Below are 24,820 nucleotides of genomic sequence, written 5' to 3' on the forward strand. Positions count from 1 at the left end.
GAGGCTAAGGAAGAACTTCAGGATATGTTCTCCAGGAGGTACTCCTAATGGTTTACACAAAATTATTGACACAACCCCTGCTAACCTCAATCTCTATTTTAATTCCGTCTTCCTCTTTCTCAAAATAAACATCTACATCCGTATCTTTAATCCTTAAAGGAAACAGAACAATATCTCCGACCGGCAAGAAATAAAAAGCCATGATAGACAAAAGAAACTTCCGATAGTCTTCTTCCGAAAGTTTACCTTCTGAAGCGGCAATAAACTCTTTTGTCATTGAAATCAAAAGAGAAACTGTCTGATATGAAAATAGAGAAGATAGAAATGACGAAAAAGCTTTATCATCAATTTTATTTGCATTCCAGATTTCCAGATAATGCTTTTCAAAATAAATGGATAAAACCTTTCTAAACGATTCAGAATCAAGAAATGGAAGGAGAGACTTCAATATAAACTTCTGTGCCCACTCAGGATCGATCTCCACAAGTTTTAGTTCCAGCTTTGGCGCAAGAGACTTTATTATAAATGTGAGAACCTGCCCCGGCTCAAATTCGTCATCAACATCAACCTCAGCAACAATAACTTTGTTTCCAACCAAAATTTTCGCCTTTCCGTCCTCCGTATAACCTAAAAACTTTAGTTTTAGCTTTTTGCCTTTCAACTCATTGGTAGAATCACCTTTCCTCTCTCCCTGAATAACAGAAGAGAGAAGTTTCTCCATATCTCTATGTGAGAAATCCTGAAGCTTTGTTGGAAGATTCCTGCTTATTGCTTCAGCAGGAATAATTCCTTCTATTTTCCTTATCTCTATGACAGCCCCCTATCCAAACAGTTCAGTTGAAAGATAACGCTCGCCGGTATCAGGAAAAACTGTAACAACAGGTGTTTTAAGCTTCCCAGCTTTAAAAGCTTTCAAAACAGCAGCAACATTTGCACCGGAAGAGATACCGGCAAGTATTCCAAATTCCCCAGCAAGCCTCTCACAGTAATACTTTGCATCATCAAAAGTTACAGTGATAGAAAAAGAAACAACGGACATATCAAGCGTTTTCGGAATAAAACCGGCACCTATTCCCTGGATTTTATGAAGTCCCGGATTCCCACCTGATATAACGGCAGATTCTTCAGGCTCAACTGCAACAATAACAGCATCAGGATTTGCCTCTTTAAACCTTCTGCCAACACCTGTTAACGTGCCACCGGTCCCAACACCGGCTACAAAGGAACCGGGAATCTCTCCAAGCTGCTCCAATATCTCAACGGCAGTGCCTTCATAGTGAGCTTTTACATTTGCAGGATTTTCAAACTGACGGGCAGGAAAATAGAGATCTGGATTTTCAGATATTCTCCTTTCAACCTCTTTTATTGCTCCAGGAATTCCGAAAGAAGCAGGTGTTAAAATAAGTTCAGCACCGTAAGCTTTCAGTATCTTTTTTCTCTCATCGCTCATGTTTTCTGGCATAACAATCGTACAGCCATAACCTTTTGCAGCACAGACAAGGGCAAGACCTATCCCGGTGTTCCCGCTCGTAGCTTCTATTACTCTCCTTCCCTTCTTTAAAAGCCCTTTTTTCTCCGCATCCTCAACGATAGAAAGTGCAACTCTGTCCTTTATACTGCCACCGGGATTAAACATTTCAAGCTTTGCGTAAAACGTCACGCCTTCAAGAGTAAGTTCAAAAAGAGGCGTATTTCCGATAAGTTCAAGGATACTTCTTGACAACATACTCATTAATTAAACCCTCTATCTCTAAAATTTTTCTATTCTTTACGGTCTCTTCTTTTACTATTTTATCAAGAATCTCATCTTTTACGACTGTAAATCCGTTTACATGCTTTGAAGCTTTACGGAAATGGAAATCTTTAAGGAAAAATTCTTCGGCGAGTTGATTATAAAAAGAGAGCAGCAAACATTTATGAACGCCGTTCACATCTTTAACTCTTTTTAGATTAGTAGCAATGTATTCTCTCGCAATTCTTAACTTCGCCTGTCTGGTAAGATTTCGCCTTATAACCTCCTCAAGGGAATCCTCGCAAGTCAAAAAATCACACAAAAGCTTCGTAAGCTCATTGATTCTGTCTGAAACTGGAAGTATTAAACCTCTATAAGCAATTTTTCTATGAACAGCCCCAGGGTAAATTTCAGCAGTAACACCTTTTAACCGCTCACCGTGATCAACAATCCCTCCGAAAACTAAAACGGTATTTTCATCAACATCATCTCGCGTCAGAATCTCATCGGCATTCGGATCAAGAACGATAATACGCTTTTTTAAAGGTTTAGAACAAATCTTAAATGGAACATCCGGCGTAAAGAATTCTTTTAGAGAAGGTATACAGTAACCTTCCCTATCTATAAGATAAAAGTTCTCAGGCGTAAAGTAATCTTTAACAACACCGAACATAATCTCAAGCTGATTAAGAAGACTCCTCTTCTCCTTATCAATCAATGAAGGGAAAAATCGCATATCAACAGCAATATCAGGATAATAAAAATCATCTTCATCTATAATATGAATACCCTCAAAATCGGAAGTTGACTTTACAATGACAGCATCAGCCTCAAGATTGCCGGATGAGAGAAGAAGGCTCACACCGTCAACATTATCAAAAATCCTGCCGGGAAGAATCTCACCAAATTCTTCCGTTCGGACAACCTTAAATCTGCCCGTAGCAATAAGGTAGGCAAGTCTGTTAAAAAGATCGCCTCTTCCCGGCTTCCTCAGATATTTAATATTCTCAATACCTGCCTGCTTTAAACGCTCCGCAAAAATCTCCTTTGCTCTCTTAAAAATCATCTCTCTCCTTCTCAAATTTTTTGTTTTCCCTAAATTTAAAACCACTTCTCACAAATGCTAAAATGAGAAAAAAAATAGCGAGAGGTTGCAGGTGAAAGGAATAGCTGATGTAAAAGGCTTTTTGTGCGGAACTGGAAAAGGCAATATAAAAGAAACCCTAAAATTATCAAATAAAAAAGATATCCTGGTGATAGTTTCCGAAAAACCGGCAACAGCAGCAGCGATCTTTACAACAAACGATGTTAAGGCTGCACCTGTTAAATTGTCTCAAAAGATAGTTAAAACCTACGAGAAGATCTGCGGAATTGTTGCAAACAGCGGAAACGCAAATGCCTGCACTGGCGAAAGGGGAATGAAAGACGCTAAAACAATGGCAAAAATCTGTCAGAAGCTCACGGGAAAAGCACCATTTCTAGTCGCATCAACAGGCGTGATAGGCGAATTCCTTCCAATGGACAGAATGAAAACAGGAATAGAAAAAGCGGTAGGAAACTTAGGAAAGGCAACATCAAAAGAGGCGGCAGAAGCGATAATGACAACCGATACCTTTCCGAAAACCGCTTACTTTGAAGGAAAAGGTTTCACCATCGGTGGAATAGCAAAAGGGGCGGGCATGATAGATCCTGCAATGGCAACGATGCTCTCGTTCATCACCACAGATGTAGAAATAGAGAAAAAATTGCTTGAAAAAGCGTTAAAAGAAGCAAACGAAGTAAGCTTTAACGCAATAACCGTTGATGGTGACATGAGTACTAACGATACCGTAATTGTCCTTGCAAACGGTGCATCAGAAAAAAGAATAACTGAAGAAAACTATAAAGAATTTTTAGATGGCCTGACAAATATAATGAAATCCCTTGCCTATCAAATTGTAAAAGATGGAGAAGGTGCAACAAAAGTGGCGAGGATTAAAGTCATCGGTGCAAGAACAAAAAAAGAAGCAAGGAAAGTAGCAAGGAAAATTGCCCTTTCACCATTGGTAAAAACAGCCATCTTTGGCTGCGACCCGAACTGGGGAAGAATCATAGCAGCAGCCGGCAGCGCAGGCGTGAAATTAGTTGAAGAGAGAATCGAACTTAAAATCGGAGACTACCTGCTTTTCAAAGGAACAAAAGCAGATTACGACGAAAGTAAAGTTCACAAATATATGAAAGAAAACGAAGAAATTGTTATAGAAGTGGATCTTAACCTTGGCAGTGCATCTTTTGAATACTTAACCTGCGATTTTACCTATGAATATGTGAAAATAAACGCCGAATACAGGACTTAAAATGGTTGTCCTAATAGACGCAGGTAATACTTTTGTTAAAGCTGTTATATGGGACGGGAAAGCTTTTGAAAATCTCATCAGAATTCCAACAAAAGAGGCGGAACAATCTTTCCCTTTAAAAGGAAAAAAGGCAATCATTTCAAGCGTTGTTCCGTCCTTGAAAAGAACGTTTGAAGAAGCCTTTGAAAGCGTAACTTTCATAAATGTCTCAATTCCTTTACCTGTAAGGATAGACTACAAAAACCCGGAAAGGTTGGGCGCTGATAGAATAGCTCTTGCCTGTGGAGTTTTAGACTATGGAGACAGCGGCATAGTTGTGTCGGCAGGAACAACAGTGGTTGTTGACATAGTTATTGAAAAAACCTTTATCGGCGGGATCATCCTGCCGGGAGTAAAAGCAATCCATAGGGCACTAAACTTAGTTACAGAACAACTTCCAGAAGTAGAGGATAAATTTACCGATACATTTCCTGGGAAATCAACAGCAGAATGTATAAAAGCGGGAACAACACTCGCCATGAAAGGAGCAATTAAAGAGATAACCCAAAAATATCCCGAACTTCCCGTTATTTTTACTGGTGGATACGGAAACAAACTAAGGGAAAGTATGGGGAAAGGAATTTATGATCCATTCCTTATTTTTAAAGGCTTGGTAAAAATTTCAGAAGAAAAATAAGAAAGGGGGCTTCCACCCCCTTTCTTATCGTTATCAAAACTACCATTAATATTCAGGCATTGGAGGTACGTTTTTCTCTTCTTTCTCAGGGATTTCAGTAATTGTAGCCTCCGTTGTGAGGAGAAGACCAGCAACTGAAGCAGCATTCTGGAGAGCAACTCTCTCAACCTTAGTTGGATCGATTACACCCGTCGCTACAAGGTCTTCAAATTCGCCTTTTCTTGCGTTGAATCCGTAGTTTACACCTTTTTCATTAATTAGCTCTTTAACCTTCTCAACAACAACCTGTCCAGCATAACCTGCGTTTTCAGCAATCTGTCTTAATGGTGCTTCAACAGCTTTCTTAACTATCTCAACGCCATGCTTTCTGTCAATTTCATTAGCTTCATCAAGCTCTTTTATGAGCTCATCAAGCTTCCTTGCAGCAGCAAGAAGTGCTGTTCCACCACCAGGAACTATACCCTCTTCTACTGCAGCCCTTGTTGCGTGAAGTGCGTCTTCAACCCTTGCCTTCTTCTCTTTAAGTTCAGCTTCAGTAGCAGCTCCTACCTTGATAATGGCTACACCTCCTGCAAGTTTGGCAAGCCTTTCCTGAAGCTTCTCTTTGTCATATTCGGAAGTAGCCTTTTCAAGCTCAGCTTTAATCTGCTTAATTCTTGCTTCAATTTCTTCTGGCTTACCTTTACCACCGATGATTGTTGTATGCTCTTTGTCAACAACAACTTTGTCAGCCTGACCAAGCATATCAAGTGTAACGTTTTCAAGCTTGATGCCAAGATCTTCAAGTATAGCCTGTCCACCTGTAAGGATAGCAATATCCTGAAGCATAGCTTTTCTTCTTTCACCAAAACCAGGTGCTTTAACAGCACATACGCTTAATGTTCCACGGAGCTTGTTAACAACGAGCGTTGCCAGAGCTTCACCTTCTACATCTTCAGCGATGATGAGAAGTGGCCTTCCTTCTCTTGCAACAGCTTCAAGAACTGGAAGAAGTTCTCTTATGTTTGAAATCTTCTTACCGTAGATGAGAATGTAAGGATTCTCAAGAACAGCTTCCATCTTGTCAGGATCTGTTACGAAGTATGGAGAGAGGTAACCTCTATCAAACTGCATACCCTCAACAACTTTAAGTTCTGTCTTGAGACCTTTAGCCTCTTCAACAGTGATAACGCCTTCCTTACCTACTTTGTCCATAGCTTCAGCGATGAGTTCGCCAATCTCTTTATCGTAGTTTGCAGAAATTGTTGCAACCTGGGCAATCTGTTCTTTTGTTTCAACAGGTTTTGATATCGCTTTAAGCTCTTCTACAACCTTTTCAACAGCAGCGTCAACACCTCTTTTAAGTTCAATAGCGTTATCGCCAGCCGTTACAAACTTAAGACCATCGTTAAAGATAGCCTGAGCAAGGACAGTAGCTGTTGTTGTTCCGTCACCAGCCTTATCGGCTGTCTTTTGAGCAACCTCTTTAACAAGCTGAGCTCCGATATTTTCAATTGGATCTGCAAGTTCAATCTCTTTTGCAACAGTAACACCATCTTTTGTAACAAGCGGTGAACCAAACTTCCTTTCAATAACAACATTTCTACCACCGGGACCCATTGTTGCCTTTACAGCGTTGGCAAGCTTATCAACACCTATCTTAACTTTTTGTCTTGCTTCATCAGCAAATCTAATATCCTTTCCTGCCATGATTCTCACCTCCTCCTTGAATTTTTTTACTCAACAATGGCAAGAATGTCTTCCTCTCTGATGATGAGATATTTCTCACCATCAAGCTCAACTTCATTTCCTGCATACTTGCTGTAAAGAACCTTATCACCTTCCTTCACTTTTAAAGGCCTTACCTCACCGTTGTCAAGAAGTTTACCTTCACCAACGGCAACAACCTCTCCAATTTGAGACTCTTCCTTAGCGGTATCTGGAAGGATAATTCCACCAGCGGTCTTCTGCTCCATCTCAACTTTCTTTACAACCACCCTATCATAGAGAGGCTTTAACTTCATCGTCTCACCCTCCTTTTTCTGTGATTTTTAGCACTCACTTAAAATGAGTGCTAATCGACTCACTATATAATTTAGAGAAAGGGTATAAAGTGTCAAGGGGGAAATGTTAGAATTTTGAAATCTTGAAAAACAAATCGAGTGAGAAATCTAGGAATTCTTACTCAGATATGTAGCACTTCACTTTTCCTATAAGATCACCACGAGAATGGATTATTTCACATTTAACATTAACTTGATCAACATAAAACTGACAAACCCTTGTTGCAATATATACTTTGCTATCGTTAGTATCAAGAACAACCAAACATTTATCTTCAGAACCTGGAACTGTACACTCTTTTGATATTGTGCCATTATCTGCACATTCAGCACACAGACTTTGAATACAGTTAAGTAGATTCTGCTGAACCTTTGCAACAACAGACTTATTTCTAAATTTCATATAAGAAGGAACAGCTATGACTGTAAGAACAGAAATAATCACAATTACAATTAAAAGTTCAACAAGAGAAAACCCTCCCTTACTCCACATAGCATCCACCCTTTACATAAAATCAGCAATCATTAGTTCAGCATTATATATTATACACGATTAAATAAGAATAAATAAAAAAGCGGGCGGGTTATCCCGCCCGCTAACCACACTATGAAGTTAAATTATTGTGGAGTACATGTAATTGTATTCGTCGTTGTATCAGCTGTACAAGAAACAGCATGTCCTTTCACAGTAAAGGTTGTAGGATCTATACTAGAAAGATTACCGCTGCTATCAAGAGTTATAGTTGCATTAGTGTTATTATCATCTTTTACAGGGCAAGTATAAGTAGTAGTTCCGTTGTCAGCAAACTGAGCCATTGCAGCAGTTAAACAGGATGAAAGAGTTGCTTGAACATTTGCAGCAGCAGCCTTTCTCACATAATTTGTGTACTGCGGAATAGCGACAGCTGCAAGGATTGCGATAATAGCTACAACGATAAGTAGCTCGATAAGTGTAAACGCTTTTCTCATGGTTTACCTCCTTTCTATAAAAGTTTTTTGTAGGCTTTTTAAAACCTCACTAATTATTTTTAGCATTAAGCGTGCCAACTTCACGGTTTCAGCTGTAAAAATAAATATAAACCATGAATACCATGAATCATCTCTGTTTCACATTCCTATTCTCTATCAGATACTTTTTTAAACAATGTGACAAAAATTGTCACTCATTAAGTTAAATTAAGATTCGTGTGACAAAAATTGTCACTATTAGAAATGCTATCATTTGTTAACTCAACTTCAGGAGAAAAGCGGTGAAAGGCATAACTGAAAAATTTAAAGGAAAAAAAATACTTGTTATCGGCGATCTAATAGTAGATGAGTATATCTTTGGCAAGGTTGAAAGGATCTCACCGGAAGCACCGGTTCCGATTGTTGAAGCAAAAAATACAACGGCAAAGCCAGGAGGTGCAGCAAACGTTGCGGTAAATTTAAAAACCCTCGGAGCAGACCCTTTTATCCTTGGAGTTGTCGGAAAAGATGAAAAAGGTAACCTGCTTAAAAAGATACTAAATGAAAAAGGTATCAACACATCCCTTCTAATAGAAGATGAAACAAGGCCAACAACCGTGAAAACACGAATAATAGCCGGTTCTCAACAACTTTTAAGAGTTGACTGGGAATCAAGAAAATACCTCGATAAAAAAATTTTATTAAAAATAATAGAAGAGTTTCAAGAAGATTTCAGAAATTTTGACGGAATAATTATTTCAGACTACGGAAAGGGAGTTATTACAAAAGAGCTTTTAAAAGCCGCAGCAGAAGTAAAAAAAAGCGGTAAAATTGTAACCCTTGACCCGAAAGAGAGAAACTTTCATTTTTATCACGACATAACCGCCATGACACCGAACATGAAAGAAACATACCAGGCTACCGGTATATATCCTAAAACGGAAGAAGAAGCTGAAATTGCAGGAAAGAAACTGATTGAAAAGTTCAAACTCGACTTTGCACTGATAACAAGAAGTGAGAAAGGTATGAGTCTAGTAAAAAAAGATAAAAGTTACCACATACCGGCAAAAGCAAAACAGGTTTATGACGTTACAGGAGCCGGCGACACAGTTATAGCAGTCCTTACTCTATCTTTAGTTGCCGGAGAAGCACCTGAAAAAGCTGCCGAGATTGCAAACATAGCAGGCGGAATTGTTGTAGGAAAACTCGGAACGGCAGCAGTTAAACCTGAAGAAATTGCAAAAGCAATAGAGGAAGGGGCATAAAGCCCCCCTCTTTACTAAAGTTTCTTGAAGCAAAGCCACCAGTCAAAGCACTCAATTTCTCCTTTTGAAGCAGATTCAAGCCTCCGTTTAACAGTTTCAACATCCGTAGCAGGTGGAATAATCACTTTATCACCGATAAGCTCGTTTTCAGGCCAGTTAGCAGGAAGTGCAACACCATTCTTATCAGACACCTGCAGTCCTTTTACTGCTCTTAAAATCTCATCAATATTCCTACCAAGTTCCTGAGGATAGTAAAGAATCAATCTTATAACTCCTTCAGGATCAACTACAAAAACTGCTCTAACCGTATTCGTTCCCTTGCCCGGATGGATAAGTCCCAAGGCGTCGGCAACTGCACCGGTATCGGCAATTATCGGAAACTCAATTTCAACTCCGAGCTTATCTTTTATCCACTCTTCCCATTTAATATGTGAAAAGACCTGGTCAACACTTAGCCCTATAAGCTCACAGTTTAGCTTGCGGAACTTATCATACCTTTTTTGAAATGCCACAAACTCCGTAGTGCAAACAGGCGTAAAATCGGCCGGATGGCTAAAAAGAACAAACCACTTCCCTTTAAACGCTTCCGGTAATTTCATTTTACCGTGTGTTGTTTGAACTTCCAATTCCGGAAATCTGTCACCTAAAAGAGGGAATCCTTTTTTCTCTTCCATGAAAACCTCCTTATGCGAATTATTTTCATTTGCATTTATAAATATAAAACACATCTTCTTTAATTGCAACCATCTCTCTTTTTTTCCGCTTAACCATTTAGAAATTACAATATTTCTTTAGATTTCTTGACAGATATATGTTAAGAATATAAATTTAGTAGTGTAGAAAAAATGCTATAAGGAGGAAAACAGAATGACGATAACCGAACTGCGGGAGATACAGGCTTTAAATACACTGGTATTTGAAACACTTGGACAACCGGAAAAGGAAAGGGAGTTTAAATTCAAGAGCCTTAAAAGATGGGGCCTGGATCTCATTGCAGGAAAAAAAGATGGTAAAGCAACCTTTTTCGTCTCTGAATACGGAAAGAGAAAAGCAGGAGATATTTATGATGAAGAAGGCATCCAATATGAAGTAACAGAAATACTCTATGAAATACCAAAAAACAAAAAACTTTTCGCTCATATAGAAATGGAAAACGGAAGAGCATATCTTGTGGGAGAACTGAGAGAAAATGACAAAAATATAGAAATCCTGAGATTACCAGCTGCATCAATGCTTCTTGCCTACTTCAAAAAACACCGCTTACACCATTTAATAGAAGCATTGAGAAATGTAGGAACAGCAACGGAGCTTGTAAAACAAAGGGGGCAGGAAGGTAAACCTTATTCATTTGAACAATTACCAAATGTAGCAAGAAGATTTTTAAGAGAAGCTAAAAAGGTGGAAAAAGAGGCAGGTTTTGGAAGGGTAGCACTTGCCTACTTTGGAGAGAATAAGGATGGTGATCCAAGGTTCAGAGTATCCTGGTTGTTGCCGACAATAGCCCTTTTTGAAATAGACATAGCAGAAAAAGCAGATAAAATTCTTGCCGCTTTCAAATAATCGGGAGGGATTATGGAATTGCTAACCTGGACGCCTGTAGCTTTTTATAAAAAGCTATTTCCAAGGAATAAAGAAGGAAAAACTTTCATACCTGCAAACGTATTTAAAGAAGCATTTACAAGCGCAGTTATCTACTACTACATAAAAAAGGACAGAGAGATAGAACACCGTGTTAAAAATTATCTTCTTAAAAAAGGGCTGAAACCGGAAGAGATAATTGACAGGATAAAAGAGATAATTTTTGAAAAATATGGTGTACTTCAAGAAATAGAGCTTCCGGAAAAGATATTTATTGATGAAAAAGACCTTTACGAAACGCGAGCAGTCATATTTGACCTTAAAAATTGGGAAGACGTGGCAGAATTTGAGATAGAAGTCTTTAAAGGGAAAGTAGAAGTTCCAATTAAAACGCCTCACCTTGAAAAGCTCAAAGCTGCATGCCATTCATACTGCGAAGCCCTGGCAAACATGGAAAAGAAAATGCTGAAAGACCATCCTCTGGCAGAGAGCTTTTACCTGCCGTTGACCGATTCGATCAAAAAATGGGAAATTCCGTTAAGAATGGGAATGTGGACAGACTTAAGATTTAAAGGGCACCTTTTCTTTTTCTGGAGAGTAAAGGAAGTCAGAGAAAAACTTTTTGAAGAACTTAAAACAGACATAAGACCTACAAAAATAATCTATCTGCCGAAAGAGAACGCAACGGCAGGTTGGTGTGAGCTTTCAATCTAAACAATAACAATAAAAGGGAGGTGGAACATGCTGAAGAAACTGCTCAAAAAGGACGACAAGAAAATGGCAGAACTCAACAGGCAGCTGAGAAGCTACATCGCACAGATCGAAGCCCTGAGGGTGGAAATAGCAAACATCGACGATCTCATATCCGAATACAGGGCTACAATTACCACCCTCAAAAATCTCAAAGATTTAGGTGATGGCAAAGAAGTCCTTCTTCCGGTAGGCAGAATCGCTCAGGTTGCTGCAAAGCTCGAAAAAGTGGAAAAAGTCGTTATCAGCATAGGAAGCGGAATCTCTGTCGAACTGCCGTTTGAAGAAGCAGTTTCCCAAATAGAAAAAGAAATTGCAGCACTTATCGTTCTAAGAGAAGCCCTCGAAAAAGCAATGGTTGATCTCTACGCTAAGGTAGAAGAAACAACCGAAAAAATCAGAGAACACGGACAATTTGAAGCTTCTGAAGAGGCAAAAGATGAGGAAGAAAAAGAAGAAAAATAAAGAAATCATAGAACTGCTAAAAAAGCTTCCCGCCGGAAGAAAAATATACTACAAGGCGGGAAGTATAATGGTGGAAGTTTCTAAAGAAGAAGCGATAAAACTCCTTGAAAAGGAAAAAGAGGGGGAGGATTAATCTCCCCCTCTTTTTTAATTATACTTAGAAATGAACAATTTTATCTGCCCATTTAACTATCTCGTAGAGATCTTCCATTGTCGAAAGGGGACAGGCACCGTTATCAACATACTTTTCAACAACAATGCACGTTCCACAGGTATAGATCTGGCCACCTTTGTCTAAAAACCTCTCCATTCTATCTTTTAAATTGACTTCCTCGGCATCGATTATTCTAGTATCAAAACATTCACCAAGAAAAAAATCTTCACTTCATTACCATCATCCACGGCAATATTTGCAAATTTCATAGCACTACGAATACGTCTAATTTTATCAGTTCCAATAATAACAGCAAGCTTCATATGCTATTTCCCCCTCTAAAAGGTTAAAAGTTATTATTACTTAAAATCAATAAGTAATTTCAGTATATCTCTCATTATATGACTAAAATTTGAACTCCACAACCATTTTAAAGAGGTAAAGTGATTAAAATTTTTATTTAGTTTTACTCAGATAAAGAAAAATAATTTTAAGGAATTTAAAGAAATGAAATAACCTATTCTGCTCTGTTAGAAGGCATCGTTGTTTCAACATGAACGGGTTTATTTTGTTCAGGTTTCAAAATCTGTATTCTTTGATTTAGCCAATCTGTAACAATAACATCACCTCTGTTATCAACGGCAACATCGGTAGGATAGTTAAACCAACCGGGAGACCAACCTCTTCCTCCAAATTCAAAAAGAAAGTTTCCGTTCATATCATAAGCAAGCACCGCCTGCCTCATTGGATCACAGACATATATACGTCTGTTTTCTTCATCAATAGTAACAGCAGAAGGCTGACTTAACTGACCAAAGTTTGCACCGTGAGTTCCAAACTTAAATAGAAACGTTCCATCCTTATCAAAAACGTAAACCTGACCAAAATCAAGCGCAACAAGATAAACACGTCCAAGAGAATCAACACCTACATTGGAGACAATAGAACCAACTTTTATATCTTCCACTTTCATTTCAGGATACAAGAATCGTGTAAACTTTCCATTCTCATCAAAACAGACAACAAAATCCTTTCCCGCTCCTGTTACGTATATTTCTCCAGTTACGGGATTGACTGCAACATGAGTCGGAACAAAATCATTATCACCTTTAAATCCTTTCACCGGAATAACTTTTTTAAGAATAAGAGCTGAAGAAAGAACATAAATTTTCTGCTCATTAGAAGAGATTAGATAAAAGTTACCTTTAGAATCGACAAAAATATCGACAGGATCTTTTACTCCATAGCCTTTGCCTACTGCTAGAAAAGGAAAGTAATCCGGTGTATAAAATATCACTTTGGATTTACCAGGTTCAACAACATAAAGTTGTCTTGACTTCTTATCATAAAAAATAGAACCGGGATAGGCCAAGGCCTTCCCGGTCTCATCTATGTTGATAATACCAAGCACCCTTGTGGAAACGACTTTTTGCCCCTTAGCTTTCAAAGGAAAACCGCAGAGCAATCCGGTTAAAAAAATAGCTATTAACCTTTTGTTGTATGACATACCATACATCCACACTCATTCATGAGAGTTGCATTTGTAGAAGCACTATCAGCGGTACATGTTGAGTAGTCCCATCTGAGAAGATCGTAGTATGGTGAACCGTGAGCCCTGTGGCAGGACACACATGTAACTATGGCATCGTCACCTGTCCATGAAATGGTGTTATCTGTGAGAAGCGTGTAGTTATCCGTTGCAACAGGAGCAAACATACTGTAAGGAGCAGATGTTGGATTACCACCGTTGTAATATTTGTATTCAACATCAGTATGTCCATCTACACCTATCGTAGCAGGTCCTGCATTTGAAAGATCAAAATCAGTCGGGTGTCTGAGCCATGGCGTCCCTATAGGTGAATCTATTGCAGTAGGATCTCTTGAAACTTCAGCACCGCTGTGGAAAATACCGTGACACTCTGCACAAAGGTAAGAGATGGTATGAGGATTCGCAGTTGTAGGATCCTCAGAAGCTCTATTTACACCGTAATAAATATTATGTGAAACTCCGTTAGCATCTGCAACTGCTGCATATTCGTAATAGTTATGCTCATATCCCGCAATACCAGCAAGGAATCTGTAGCTGTTACCAATAGTTCCCGTACCGTTCACCCAACCATACATGTTGGAGTGGTGAGCTCCGTTTATACCTGCAAAGCTGTCAAGTGTTGATGCATTATGTCTTCCGTGACAGCCATAAACACCTGCACATGTAAGCTGATGAGTCCATGTAGCTTCACCGTTTGCTACCTTAGAGCCGAAAATTGCATCAGTAAAGTGAGTGGCGTTTGCATCCCAACCAGGCGGCGTTAAACCGATATTTGGATCTGGCGGCATACCAAGATCAGCAACGTTGTGTGAAAATCTTGAATCTTGAGTTCTCCCCCAATAGAAGCTTCCACCTGCAAGAGCCCTGTTCTGACCCCATGTAGCGGTTGAATAGTTACCAGTGGTATATGCATCTCCAGTTGATGGATATTCCGGCTGTGTTGTTGAATCAACATAGGGCCAGAGATGATCGCCGTAATAGAGAGTTCCCGCTTTTGGTGCCTCACCATAAGTGTGACAGTAACGACAGTCACCGCGAAGAAGGTTTCTAATAGGCGTTGTCGAATTTGAGAATGTCATCGGAACAACGTTAGTGGAACTTACAGTTCCGGTAGTGTAGCTGGCATTACTGTCCCACGGATAGACACCGTGCTGAGAGTTGTGCATTGTGTGACAGTTCACACATGGACCTACAACAGCACTGGCATTTTGATATAAGATAAAGCCAGAAGATGCCAGCACTGCCAAAGTGCCCAGAAGCAGTTTCCTTCTCATTTATCCACACCTCCTAAATTTCCCACCCAGTATTAATCTATATTCAAGCGCATTTTAACAAAAAACATAAATAAAATCCACTAACGCTTATTAGCAAATTCTATAAATAAACCAAAAATTGACTTTCCAATTATTCCTCAAAACTATCTATATTACTACTTATAGAATATATAGTCATGATAGAACAAAAAGCAAGAATACCTGACAAATTTTATCATTTGCAGAACAAAATACTTTTTAGTTTCCCTTTATCCATCTCATAAACATGATCACAAAGCGCATCCACTACTGCAGGATTGTGACTAATAAACAGATAGCTTATTGAAAATATTTCCTGAAGTTCGAGAAAAAGATTTATTATCTGTGACTGAACTGAAACATCAAGAGCAGATGTTGGCTCGTCAGCAATAATTATTTCAGGCTTTAAAACTATCGCTCTTGCTATGGCAACTCTCTGCCTTTGCCCCCCGGAAAGCTGATGTGGATAAAGTTCAAGAACAGAATCGGGCAAACCACACCTTCGAATAGATTCTAAAACTTTTTCTTTGATTACTTCTCTATTTAATTTAAAATTTATTTTTAAACCTTCAGAAACTATATCAATAACTTTCATACGCGGATTAAGGGAATTGTAAGGATTTTGAAATATTGCCTGAACGTTTAACCTGTAAACTCTATATTTTTTTTTCATCATATCGTATATAGAAATACCTTTGTAAAGCACATCGCCACTATCCGGTTTTTCAAGATCAAGAAGAATTTTTGCAAGAGTGGTTTTCCCGCTACCGCTATCACCTAAAATTCCAACACTTTTTCCTTTCTCTATCTTTAAAGAAACACCTTTTAAAACCGATACTTCTTCAATTACCTTACCGAAAAAGCTTTTTCTGATGGGATAGGATTTATAAATATTTTTACATTCCAGAACAACCATCAGTAAGAGTACTCCTCATCTGGAAATACACCTCTTTTAACTTCTGACACATAAGTTTCAACAGCATTTCTAATCTCTTTTCCGATTTCAGCGTATCGCTTGACAAACTTAGGCTTAAATTTATCAAACATTCCTATCATGTCATGGAAAACCAGAACCTGCCCATCACACTCTTTTCCAGCGCCAATACCAATGGTCGGAATGGAAACCATTTCTGTTATCTCTTTTGCAAGATCTGAAGGAATTTTTTCAAGAACAATCGCAAAAGCTCCTGCTTTTTCAACAGCTTTAGCGTCTTCTATTAACTTTTCTCTCTCTTCTCCCTTCCCTCTTAACACGTAACCACCATAAACGTTAACGCTCTGAGGCTGAAGTCCTATATGACCACAAACGGGAATTCCTGCATTAACAAGTGCCCTGATTGTCTCTTCTTGCTCCACTCCACCTTCTATCTTAACCGCATCACATCCAGTCTCTTTTAAAGCCCTTCCAGCATTCAAAATAGCATCTCTCTTACCAGTTTGATAGGAAAGAAAAGGCATGTCAAAAATTATCATTGCCCTTTTTCTTGCCCTGACAACAGCTTTTGTATGGTGAATCATCTCTTCCATGGTTACTGGAATCGTTGAATCATAGCCAAGCATCACCATACCAAGAGAATCACCTACAAGGATAACATCAACACCTGCACTATCAAGTATTAAAGCAGAAGTGTAATCATAAGCGGTAAGCATAGTAATCTTTTCACCGTTCCTTTTCATTTCAAGCAATGTTTTTGTCGTAACTTTTTTCATTACTACCTCCAGTTCATGTTTAATCTATTCTACAAAATAAAAAAAGGGGGCTAAAAAGCCCCCTTTCAAGTTAGCTAAAACAGTTGTTATAGACCTTCAGGTCTCTTAACATCATAGAGAACATCATCCATAGGATGCCTGTATAAAGGCATCGCAAGTCTCTTCTCGTCAAGAATGTGGCCTATAAATCCGATAGACCTCCCAAGAACAAAGAACGCGTTAAACGCACCTGCATTGATAAGCTCGTCAATTTCAGAATCCGAATATCCGAGATTTCTGAACATATCAACAAGAAGAACTCCTATTGTTCCGTCAACATTAAGGATAAGGTTTTCTTTCTTGGCAGTCGTAACCTTTTCTACTTCAAGAGCATAATCTAAAAGCTCCGTTGATGGGAAGTTTTCCTTTGCAAAGTTTTTGAGAAGTTCAACCCTCTTGTCAGGGTTCTTTGTTGACTTAATTCTGTGTCCAATACCAGGGATAGGAATCTTCTCAACATTCTTCATGTAGTCAACAAACTCAAATGGATCCATGCCCTGCTCTTTTGCAAATTTAAAGTATTTAGCAGCTCCATCAATAGCACCACCAAACCTCGGTCCTATAGTAAGAATACCGGTTGCAAGAGCTGACATAAGATCTTTTCCTGCTCTTGCAGTAACTTTAGCGTTGTGAGCACCAGAAACACAAGGGCCATGGTCAGCTACAACTTTAATAACCATATCTATAAACTTAGAAGCCCAGTCAGGGAACTTTCTTTTAAACCAGAGAAGACCAATAACATCGGCAATTGAGAAATCTCTTTCAATAACTTCTGAAATCGGAAGTCCGCAGTATGTTGCCTCTTCACCTCTATCGTCAGATATAGTGCAGATAAAGTTGGTAGGCTTTCTAACTTTCCCGGCTTTAACAAGTTTAGCGTAATCTTCAGGAAGTTCCGGAACTTCAGGCTCTTCAATCTCGCCAATTACGCCTTTTGCTCTAAGATCTTCGTAAACGCTTCTTATAATGTCCGGAAACTCATCAAAAGAGTTAGGAACAAGCGCGCCTGCAGCCCTTAAAGCAGCATTCTTAGCGTCTGCTGTTTCTCTATCAGCACCGGCCTTTGCACCTGCATGACCAAACTGAACTTCTCCGGCAAAGTGCTTTGAAATTGTTCCAATACACCATGCAATAAGAGGTTTTGTAATAAGACCATCTTTTAGAGCTTCAACAACTCTATATTCAAGGTCTCCGCCAAGTTCCCCAAGCATAATCATGAATTTAACCTGAGGGTTTTTCTGGAATCTGAGAAGATGATCAAGGAAATCAGAACCAGGAAATCTATCACCACCGATAGCTATACCTTCAACAATACCATCAGCATTTCTGGCGATCACGTTAGAAAGCTCGTTAAACAAACCACCGGAACGGGTAACAAGGCCAACAGAACCGGGTCTATGAAGTTTTGACTTAACAATGTTTTCAATTGTTCCACCTGCGTTACCAATTCTAAAAGCTCCAGCGGCAATACCACCAACAGTAGCAGGACCGATAATCACTTTTCCTGCTTTTTTCGCTTTCAGAGCCATATCTCTTGCAAATCTTTCAGGAATACCTTCTGCCGTGATAGCTATTGTTTTGATTGTAGGGATATTGATAGCTTCAATTGTAACGTTATAAGCAGTTCTAAAAGATGCAAAGTTAACCAGAACATCAGCCTCAGGATGCTTTTCTGCAGCTTCTGCCGTTGATTTATAAATAGGTATCATAATCTCTTTTGTGCCATGGAAAAACTTTTCAAACTTCCTGTTCTGAGTCGGAGCAACAATCGCAACAATGCTTGGGCTTCTTCCAACAATAAAATCGTAATCGAGCATTCTTTGAATAGCATTTCTGTTCAAGTTCCAGAAAATAGCCTTCGTATTTCTATCAAAAAGAATGTAATCGGGTCTTGCCATTCTCAATCCCTCCTTATTTATTGTCACTTAAAGCTTTGCTGACTATTGCTGTGATGTGAGTTTCGGGTCCGTAAACTTCTATCGGAAGACCAAGACTCTCAGCAGCTTCCTTTATCTGCTTAAGTCCAAGTTCATAGTTTGGACCACCACGTCTAACATAAATTTTAACACCTATTTCCTTGAGCTTGTCTGCATACTCTTTCATAGCATCGATAATTCCAGCAAACGTTTTGGCAACGTCTGTAAAGTTAGCGATAGCACCACCTATGATGAGGATCTTAGGTCTTCCCTGAGGATCTTTGCTTCTTGTCATAAGATCAAAAACAGTTTTAACATATTCTCTTGTTTCTGCCCTTGAAGGGTTACCTGAATACTCACCGTAGTTGGCAAGTTCATCAACATAGCCAAGGTCTGCAATCGTGTCGGCGTAAACAACAGAAGCACCACCACCCGCAACTAGTGTCCAGATTCTACCTTCAGGGTTGAGAATTGTCAGTTTAAGAGAAGCACCTGACTTTTCGTCCATATCTTTAATATATTTTTCTTCAGGTGTAAGCTCTCTACCGAATCCGCTCGGAAATTCTATTTCTCCCCACTTTCTTCCAACCACAAACTGAGCCGTATCATCAAGCCTTGCAACAAAATCAAGAGGATAAACCTGATTTCCTGTCATAGCAAGAGGGTTGATTTCAAGGTAGGTAAAGTGAAGGTCTTTAAAGAAGTTGTAGAGTTTTTGAACAAAGTTTGCATATTTATCTTTGTCCTTTATCTCGGCAGGAACATTTTCCCTTATAAGTTTTTTAATCTCTTCATCAGCTGCAAGTGCAGGAATGAAAACTTCCTTAACCTTATCCCAGTTTTCTTCAACATCAATACCACCAAAAGCAGACATAAAAATCTTGTCCCCTTCCCTCTCCATTGTCATCGCAATGTAATACTCCTCATCGTGAGGAACAAAAGGTTCAACGATAAAGTGTGTCAGGTAACCTGTCTGCCCTTTAATCGTAACAGGCTCAGACATCTTTTCCTTTATCCACTTTTTAACATCTTCCCACTTAACATCACCAGGCTTTTCTATCTTGTAAAGAACAAGACCGAGCTTTCCTCTCTTACCAAAAAGCATATCAGGCTTTGCAACGAGAGGCATGTGAAGAAGCCACGGATGACGTTCAGGAAGTTTATCAAGGTCTGTCTCCGGCGTTATAAGAACAGATTTGAAATCGTATTTAAAATCACCGTCAAAATATTCAGACCAGTGGTTGAAAAGCATTTTTTTGGCATCGTACTCTCTGATTGCTCTCTGTGCCATCTATTTCCTCCTTAGCAGGTTGAAATTTTTAAAAAAGCACGGCTTTAAAGCCGTGCCAGAAAACATTAAATAGAGTCAATAATGTCATTAAAGGTTTTACTTGGCCTCATAGCCGCTTCTGCTTTTTCATCGTCAGGAAGATAGTAACCGCCGATATCCTTTGGTGAACCTTCTGTTGCCCTTATTTCTTCAAGAATCTTCTCCTCGTTTTCTTTAAGAGCTTTAGCTATCGGGGCAAATTTCTCAGCAAGCTCCTTATCTTCCGTCTGATTTGCAAGAGCTTCAGCCCAATAAAGTGCAAGGTAGAAGTGGCTTCCTCTTGTATCAAGCTCACCAACCTTTCTCTTAGGCGTTCTGTCATTTTCAAGATACTTACCTACAGCTTCAGAAAGTGTTTCGGCAAGAATCTTAATCTTTTCATTACCAGCTTGTTTGTAAGCAAGCTTAAGAGACTCAACAAATGCAAGGTATTCACCAAGAGAATCCCATCTTAAGTGCCCTTCCTTAACAAACTGCTGAACGTGCTTGGGCGCCGAACCGCCTGCACCTGTTTCAAACACGCCGCCACCGTTAATAAGTGGCACTATTGAAAGACTTCTTGCGCTTGTTCCAACTTCAATAATCGGGAACAGGTCTGTAAGGTAGTCTCTGAGAACGTTTCCTGTAACGGCAATTGTATTAAGTCCCTGTCTAAATCTCTTGAGCGTGTATTTCATAGCTTCTGGCGGAGCCATTATATGCCATTCTATATCTGTAAGGTCGTACTTTTTAAGTTCTTCATTTACCTTTCTGATAAGCTCTCTGTCGTGAGCTCTGTAAGCGTCAAGCCAGAATACAATAGGCTCTCCACTCTCTCTGGCTCTATTTACGGCAAGTTTAACCCAATCTTCAATGGCTATCTTCTTTGTAACGCAGCTTCTGTAAATGTCGCCTGCGTTAACTTCATGATCAAGAAGGACGTTTCCGTCCTCATCAACAACTCTCATAATACCGTCAGCCGGAGGGAAGAATGTTTTGTCGTGACTACCGTATTCTTCAGCCTTCATTGCCATAAGACCCACGTTTGCAACGCTTCCGATGGTCCTGGGATCAAATTGACCGTTAAGCTTAATGTCGTCAACAATTTCCCTGTACATTGTTGCGTAGCTTCTATCCGGAACTGTAATAACACAGTCATCTACTTCACCTGAAGGACCCCAACCCTGAATACCATTTTTGATAACAGCAGGAATAGAGGCATCGATAATAACGTCGTTAGGTCTATGGAGGTTTGTTATTCCCTTATCAGAATCAACCATGTAAAGCCTTGGCTGTTTAGCGTAAATCTCTTCTATTTTCTTCTTAATAGCTTCCTGCTTTTCTTCCGGAAGTTTGGAAAGTTTCTTCTCAAGGTCAACAAGTCCGTTGTTAGGGTTGAAACCTATCTCTTCAAGTTCTTTACCGAACTCTTCAAAAAGCTCCTTAAAGTAAACCCTAATTGCATCACCAAACATCACAGGGTCAGAAATTTTCATCATTGTGGCTTTCACGTGAAGTGAGAAGAGAATATCGTTATATTTAGCATCTTCAAGCACTTCTGAGTAAAACTCTCTAAGCTTTTCTCTATTCATGTAAGTAGCATCAACAACATCACCTTCACCAAGCTCTATTTCTTTCATAACGGTAACGTTGCCGTTTTTATCAACAAATTCGTATCTTATTTTTGTATCTTTTTTAAGCGTAACTGATTTCTCATTTTCGTAGAAGTCTCCACCCTTCATGTGAGCAACATAACTTTTTGAATTTTCAGGAACAGGCTTCATCCAGTTACGCTTCTCAGCCACTTTTCTCGCATAATCCTTAACAGGCTTTGCAATCCTTCTGTCTGAGTTACCCTGTCTGAGGACTGGATTAACAACACTACCAAGACACTTTGCATAAACCTCTCTTACTTTTTTCTCTTCTTCTGTTTTCGGATCTTCGGGGAAGTCCGGAATATCATAACCCTTTGCTTGGAGCTCTTTTATGGCATCAACAAGCTGTGGAATTGAAGCTGAAATATTTGGAAGCTTCATGATATTAGCTTCCGGTTTCCATACAAGCTCACCAAGATAAGCAAGATCATCGGGTGCTTTCCCCCATGCAGCGAGAACCCTTCCGCCGAGAGAAATATCTCTCAGCTCAATCTTTACACCGGCATCTTTTGTAAAAGCCCTGACAATTGGAAGCAGGGAATAAGTTGCAAGTGCCGGCGCCTCGTCAACTTTTGTCCAGACAATGGTAGCCTTTTTAGCCATAGTCTCCTTCCTCCTAAAGAATTTTATTCTATTACTGAAAGTTTCATTGCATTCCCATCGTATAAAGGCCTAAATTAAAGCTTGAGAAATTATATGATTTTTACAAAATTTTTACAAGTTTTTAACAGAAACAACTAAAGCTTTGGCATACAAAGGATAAATGGAGGGTGGAATGTCCGTTTTAGTTGAATTCGCCATGTTCCCGACAGATAAAGGCGAAAGTGTAAGCAAATATGTAAGCAGGATTATAAAAATGATTGACAAATCAGGAGTAGACTACAAACTAACTCCTATGGGTACCGTGTTTGAAACAGATACAATAGAAGAAGCCCTGGAGATAATTAAAAAAGCTTATGAAGAACTTGAGCCTGACTGCAACAGAGTCTATTCAACTGTTAAGTTTGACATCAGAAAGGGAAGAAAAAACAGAATGAAACAGAAACTAGAATCTGTCGAAAAGAGAATAGGAAAGGAGATTAAGAAAATTTAAAAAGCGGGGATGACCCCGCTTTTATTATTTTTCAAGAAGATACTCGTGGATAGCTGCAGCTGCCTTTCTTGCATCTCCCATGGCCTGAATAACGGTAGAGCCACCATGGATAACATCACCACCTGCAAAAACACCTTCAAGGCTTGTTTTGCAAGTTTCTGGATCAACAACAATCTGGCCCCACTTTCCAACTTCAAGTCCATCAACTCCTTCCATAACGATAGGATTTGGCCCCTGACCGATAGCAAGAACAACAGTATCAACATCAAGAACGAAATTTGAGCCTTCTATCGGAACGGGTCTTCTTCTTCCTGATTCATCAGGCTCTGAAAGTTCCATTCTAACGCACTCCATACCAACAACCCAACCATCTTTTCCGATAAACTTCACAGGGTTGGTTAATGTTTTAAAAATAACACCTTCTTCTTTAGCGTGATGAACCTCTTCAACCCTTGCAGGCATTTCTGCTTCAGAACGTCTATAAACAATGTAAACTTCTTCAACACCTTTCAATCTCTTTGCCGTTCTTGCAACGTCCATAGCAGTGTTTCCACCACCTATCACCGCTACTTTTTTACCGACATAGACAGGCGTATCGTAATCGGGAAACCTTGAAGCTCCCATAAGGTTTACTCTCGTAAGAAACTCATTTGCAGCATATACGCCGTTAAGGTTAAGCCCTTCTATTTTAAGCATGTAAGGAAGACCTGCCCCTGAAGCGATGAATACAGCGTCAAATTCTTCTCTAAGCTCTTCCAATGTTTTCGTTTTACCGATTACATAGTTAAGCTTTATTTTAACTCCCAGATCTTTAAGAATTTCAAGTTCTCTATAAACAATCTCGTTTGGAAGCCTGAATTCCGGAATACCATAGATAAGAACACCACCTGGTTCATGTAGAGCTTCAAATATTGTTACAGAATGCCCAAGCTTTGCAAGGTCAGCTGCGCAGGTAATACCACCGGGACCAGAACCAACAACTGCAACTTTTTTGCCGGTAGGCTCATCCTTTTGAGGCTTCTCAATACCTACCTTAGCTTCATAATCACCAGCAAAAGCCTCAAGGGCACCGATAGCTACCGGATCACCGATTTTTCCTACAACACAAACACCTTCACACTGGTTTTCCTGAGGACAAACCCTTCCACAGATGGAAGGTAAGATGTTTTCTTCTTTAATTTTTCTTGCCGCCTCAACAAATTTCCCTTCGGCAATAAGTTTTATAAATTGAGGAATAGGCACTCTAACGGGACACCCCTCAACACAAGGCTGTGTAGGACATTGAATACACCTTTTGGCTTCTTCCATAGCAAGTTCTGGCGTATATCCAAGTTTTACTTCATTAAAATCCTTTATCCTTTCTTCAGCCGGTCTTTCAGGAACCGGAATCCTGTTCTTCTTTATCTCTTTCTTAGCCATGGCTTACTCCCTTCCGCAACCGCAGTGTTTTTTCTGAAATTCTTTTAAAGCTTCACCTTCTAATGACTTAAACATGCGAAGTCTGTTCATAAGCTCATCAAAATCAACCCGATGAGCATCAAACTCAGGACCGTCAACACACGCAAACTTAATTTCTCCGCCAACTGTAACACGGCAAGCCCCGCACATACCAGTGCCATCAACCATTATAGGGTTAAGAGAAGCTACCGTAGGTATGTTGTATTTCTTCGTTAACCCGGCAACCGCTTTCATCATTGGCACAGGGCCAGCGGTTATAACCATATCTATTTTTTCACCTTCATCTATTAATTTCTGAATTCCATCAGTAACAAGTCCTTTCATTCCATAAGAGCCATCATTGGTCGTAACAATTACTCTGTCAGAAATGGCTTTCATCTTATCTTCCCAGAAGATGAGGTCCTTGCTTCTAAAGCCCATAACTGTCGTAATTCTGTTTCCAGCCTCTTTTACACCCTGAGCTATATGATGAATAGGTGCAAGACCCAATCCTCCACCAACGCAAACAACATGTCCCCATTTTTCAATATGAGTTGGCTTTCCAAGAGGACCTACAACATCAGGAATGACGTGTCCTTCCTCAAAACAGGACAGATGAAAAGTTGTCTTACCTACTCTTTGAACCATAAGAGTAATCGTTCCTTCTTCAGGATCTTTTTCTGCAATTGTCAAAGGAATTCTCTCCCCTTTCCTGGAAATCCTTACAATGACAAACTGACCCGGTTTTGCCTTCCTGGCTATGTCCGGTGCTTCAATAACAAACTCGTCAACATTCTCAGCAAGCTCCTGTTTCCTGACTATTTTGTACATGTCCTCACCTCATTCCCTTAATTTTGTCTTAAAATTTTACAAA

27 protein-coding genes are annotated in these 24,820 nt (G+C 39.5%); 8 read left to right on the top strand and 19 right to left on the bottom strand.

Annotated elements, in window-relative coordinates; all coding sequences use genetic code 11:
• Positions 1-52: 52 nt before the first annotated feature.
• The 3 genes from BLW93_RS01600 to BLW93_RS01610 form a co-directional block, all read right to left on the bottom strand.
• Positions 53-721, bottom strand: a complete 669-nt coding sequence (locus tag BLW93_RS01600) for a hypothetical protein (RefSeq protein WP_076712369.1) — start codon at positions 719-721, stop codon at positions 53-55.
• 99 nt (positions 722-820) lie between these two features.
• A complete protein-coding gene (gene cysK, locus BLW93_RS01605; protein WP_076712370.1) occupies positions 821-1,732 on the bottom strand; it encodes a cysteine synthase A in 912 nt (303 codons plus the stop codon).
• Complete coding sequence (locus BLW93_RS01610) at positions 1,704-2,798, bottom strand: hypothetical protein (RefSeq protein ID WP_076712371.1); 1,095 nt, start codon at positions 2,796-2,798, stop codon at positions 1,704-1,706. The genes cysK and BLW93_RS01610 overlap by 29 nt, the downstream gene beginning before the upstream one ends.
• Before the next feature lie 91 nt (positions 2,799-2,889).
• Between BLW93_RS01610 and argJ the strand changes: the two genes are divergently transcribed.
• Positions 2,890-4,068 carry a bifunctional glutamate N-acetyltransferase/amino-acid acetyltransferase ArgJ gene (argJ, locus tag BLW93_RS01615; RefSeq protein WP_076712372.1) on the top strand — a complete coding sequence of 393 codons (1,179 nt, stop codon included), beginning with the start codon at positions 2,890-2,892 and terminating at the stop codon, positions 4,066-4,068.
• A 1-nt stretch (position 4,069) separates the two neighbouring features.
• Positions 4,070-4,744 (top strand): type III pantothenate kinase, encoded by a 675-nt coding sequence (locus tag BLW93_RS01620; protein WP_076712373.1) that lies wholly within the window; start codon positions 4,070-4,072, stop codon positions 4,742-4,744.
• Positions 4,745-4,789: 45 nt separating this feature from the next.
• Here the strand turns inward: BLW93_RS01620 and groL are convergent, their stop codons facing one another.
• The 4 genes from groL to BLW93_RS08990 form a co-directional block, all read right to left on the bottom strand.
• Positions 4,790-6,433 carry a chaperonin GroEL gene (gene groL / locus BLW93_RS01625; RefSeq protein WP_076712374.1) on the bottom strand — a complete coding sequence of 548 codons (1,644 nt, stop codon included), beginning with the start codon at positions 6,431-6,433 and terminating at the stop codon, positions 4,790-4,792.
• A gap of 26 nt (positions 6,434-6,459) precedes the next feature.
• Positions 6,460-6,747, bottom strand: a complete 288-nt coding sequence (gene groES, locus BLW93_RS01630) for a co-chaperone GroES (protein WP_076712375.1) — start codon at positions 6,745-6,747, stop codon at positions 6,460-6,462.
• Between the two features lie 157 nt (positions 6,748-6,904).
• Positions 6,905-7,279, bottom strand: coding sequence for a type IV pilin protein (locus tag BLW93_RS01635; protein WP_076712376.1), 375 nt, complete (start codon positions 7,277-7,279; stop codon positions 6,905-6,907).
• A gap of 125 nt (positions 7,280-7,404) precedes the next feature.
• The gene (locus BLW93_RS08990; protein WP_078058054.1) at positions 7,405-7,755 is read right to left on the bottom strand and encodes a prepilin-type N-terminal cleavage/methylation domain-containing protein; all 351 of its coding nucleotides are present in this window, start codon (positions 7,753-7,755) and stop codon (positions 7,405-7,407) included.
• Positions 7,756-8,036: 281 nt separating this feature from the next.
• On the opposite strand from BLW93_RS08990, the gene rfaE1 reads away from it, so the two are divergent.
• Entirely contained in the window at positions 8,037-8,999 is a 963-nt protein-coding gene (rfaE1, locus tag BLW93_RS01645; RefSeq protein ID WP_076712377.1) for a D-glycero-beta-D-manno-heptose-7-phosphate kinase, read from the top strand.
• 14 nt (positions 9,000-9,013) lie between these two features.
• Here rfaE1 and BLW93_RS01650 read toward each other — a convergent pair whose 3' ends face one another.
• Positions 9,014-9,673, bottom strand: a complete 660-nt coding sequence (locus BLW93_RS01650; RefSeq protein WP_076712378.1) for a peroxiredoxin — start codon at positions 9,671-9,673, stop codon at positions 9,014-9,016.
• A gap of 193 nt (positions 9,674-9,866) precedes the next feature.
• On the opposite strand from BLW93_RS01650, the gene BLW93_RS01655 reads away from it, so the two are divergent.
• The 4 genes from BLW93_RS01655 to BLW93_RS01670 are packed head-to-tail and all read left to right on the top strand — an operon-like array spanning position 9,867 to position 11,925.
• Positions 9,867-10,559: a TIGR00703 family protein gene (locus tag BLW93_RS01655; RefSeq protein WP_076712379.1), complete on the top strand. Its 693-nt coding sequence runs from the start codon at positions 9,867-9,869 to the stop codon at positions 10,557-10,559.
• A 12-nt stretch (positions 10,560-10,571) separates the two neighbouring features.
• Positions 10,572-11,291: a hypothetical protein gene (locus BLW93_RS01660; protein ID WP_076712380.1), complete on the top strand. Its 720-nt coding sequence runs from the start codon at positions 10,572-10,574 to the stop codon at positions 11,289-11,291.
• 27 nt (positions 11,292-11,318) lie between these two features.
• Positions 11,319-11,792, top strand: a complete 474-nt coding sequence (gene pfdA, locus BLW93_RS01665; RefSeq protein WP_076712381.1) for a prefoldin subunit alpha — start codon at positions 11,319-11,321, stop codon at positions 11,790-11,792.
• The gene (locus BLW93_RS01670; protein ID WP_076712382.1) at positions 11,767-11,925 is read left to right on the top strand and encodes a prefoldin subunit; all 159 of its coding nucleotides are present in this window, start codon (positions 11,767-11,769) and stop codon (positions 11,923-11,925) included. The genes pfdA and BLW93_RS01670 overlap by 26 nt, the downstream gene beginning before the upstream one ends.
• Positions 11,926-11,949: 24 nt before the next feature.
• Here BLW93_RS01670 and BLW93_RS08735 read toward each other — a convergent pair whose 3' ends face one another.
• From BLW93_RS08735 to BLW93_RS01705, 9 genes are all read right to left on the bottom strand, one after another.
• Positions 11,950-12,102 (bottom strand): hypothetical protein, encoded by a 153-nt coding sequence (locus tag BLW93_RS08735; RefSeq protein ID WP_144443984.1) that lies wholly within the window; start codon positions 12,100-12,102, stop codon positions 11,950-11,952.
• A gap of 32 nt (positions 12,103-12,134) precedes the next feature.
• Complete coding sequence (locus BLW93_RS08995; protein ID WP_281246661.1) at positions 12,135-12,269, bottom strand: hypothetical protein; 135 nt, start codon at positions 12,267-12,269, stop codon at positions 12,135-12,137.
• Positions 12,270-12,463: 194 nt separating this feature from the next.
• Positions 12,464-13,453, bottom strand: coding sequence for an NHL repeat-containing protein (locus BLW93_RS01675; RefSeq protein ID WP_076712383.1), 990 nt, complete (start codon positions 13,451-13,453; stop codon positions 12,464-12,466).
• Positions 13,432-14,769 carry a hypothetical protein gene (locus BLW93_RS01680; protein WP_076712384.1) on the bottom strand — a complete coding sequence of 446 codons (1,338 nt, stop codon included), beginning with the start codon at positions 14,767-14,769 and terminating at the stop codon, positions 13,432-13,434. The genes BLW93_RS01675 and BLW93_RS01680 overlap by 22 nt, the downstream gene beginning before the upstream one ends.
• A 214-nt stretch (positions 14,770-14,983) precedes the next feature.
• Entirely contained in the window at positions 14,984-15,703 is a 720-nt protein-coding gene (locus BLW93_RS01685; protein WP_076712385.1) for an ABC transporter ATP-binding protein, read from the bottom strand.
• Entirely contained in the window at positions 15,703-16,497 is a 795-nt protein-coding gene (panB, locus tag BLW93_RS01690; RefSeq protein WP_076712386.1) for a 3-methyl-2-oxobutanoate hydroxymethyltransferase, read from the bottom strand. The genes BLW93_RS01685 and panB overlap by 1 nt, the downstream gene beginning before the upstream one ends.
• 86 nt (positions 16,498-16,583) lie before the next feature.
• Positions 16,584-18,434, bottom strand: a complete 1,851-nt coding sequence (locus tag BLW93_RS01695; protein WP_076712387.1) for a citrate/2-methylcitrate synthase — start codon at positions 18,432-18,434, stop codon at positions 16,584-16,586.
• 13 nt (positions 18,435-18,447) lie between these two features.
• Entirely contained in the window at positions 18,448-19,743 is a 1,296-nt protein-coding gene (locus tag BLW93_RS01700; RefSeq protein WP_076712388.1) for an ATP citrate lyase citrate-binding domain-containing protein, read from the bottom strand.
• A gap of 65 nt (positions 19,744-19,808) precedes the next feature.
• The gene (locus BLW93_RS01705) at positions 19,809-22,019 is read right to left on the bottom strand and encodes an NADP-dependent isocitrate dehydrogenase (protein WP_076712389.1); all 2,211 of its coding nucleotides are present in this window, start codon (positions 22,017-22,019) and stop codon (positions 19,809-19,811) included.
• 172 nt (positions 22,020-22,191) lie between these two features.
• On the opposite strand from BLW93_RS01705, the gene BLW93_RS01710 reads away from it, so the two are divergent.
• Positions 22,192-22,509: an MTH1187 family thiamine-binding protein gene (locus tag BLW93_RS01710; RefSeq protein WP_076712390.1), complete on the top strand. Its 318-nt coding sequence runs from the start codon at positions 22,192-22,194 to the stop codon at positions 22,507-22,509.
• Positions 22,510-22,533: 24 nt separating this feature from the next.
• On the opposite strand, the gene gltA is transcribed toward BLW93_RS01710, so the two are convergent.
• Positions 22,534-23,928 carry an NADPH-dependent glutamate synthase gene (gene gltA / locus BLW93_RS01715; protein ID WP_076712391.1) on the bottom strand — a complete coding sequence of 465 codons (1,395 nt, stop codon included), beginning with the start codon at positions 23,926-23,928 and terminating at the stop codon, positions 22,534-22,536.
• 3 nt (positions 23,929-23,931) lie between these two features.
• Positions 23,932-24,777 carry a sulfide/dihydroorotate dehydrogenase-like FAD/NAD-binding protein gene (locus BLW93_RS01720; RefSeq protein ID WP_076712392.1) on the bottom strand — a complete coding sequence of 282 codons (846 nt, stop codon included), beginning with the start codon at positions 24,775-24,777 and terminating at the stop codon, positions 23,932-23,934.
• Positions 24,778-24,820: the final 43 nt, after the last annotated feature.

The sequence above is a fragment of the Desulfurobacterium indicum genome (assembly GCF_001968985.1).
GTDB lineage: Bacteria > Aquificota > Aquificia > Desulfurobacteriales > Desulfurobacteriaceae > Desulfurobacterium_A > Desulfurobacterium_A indicum.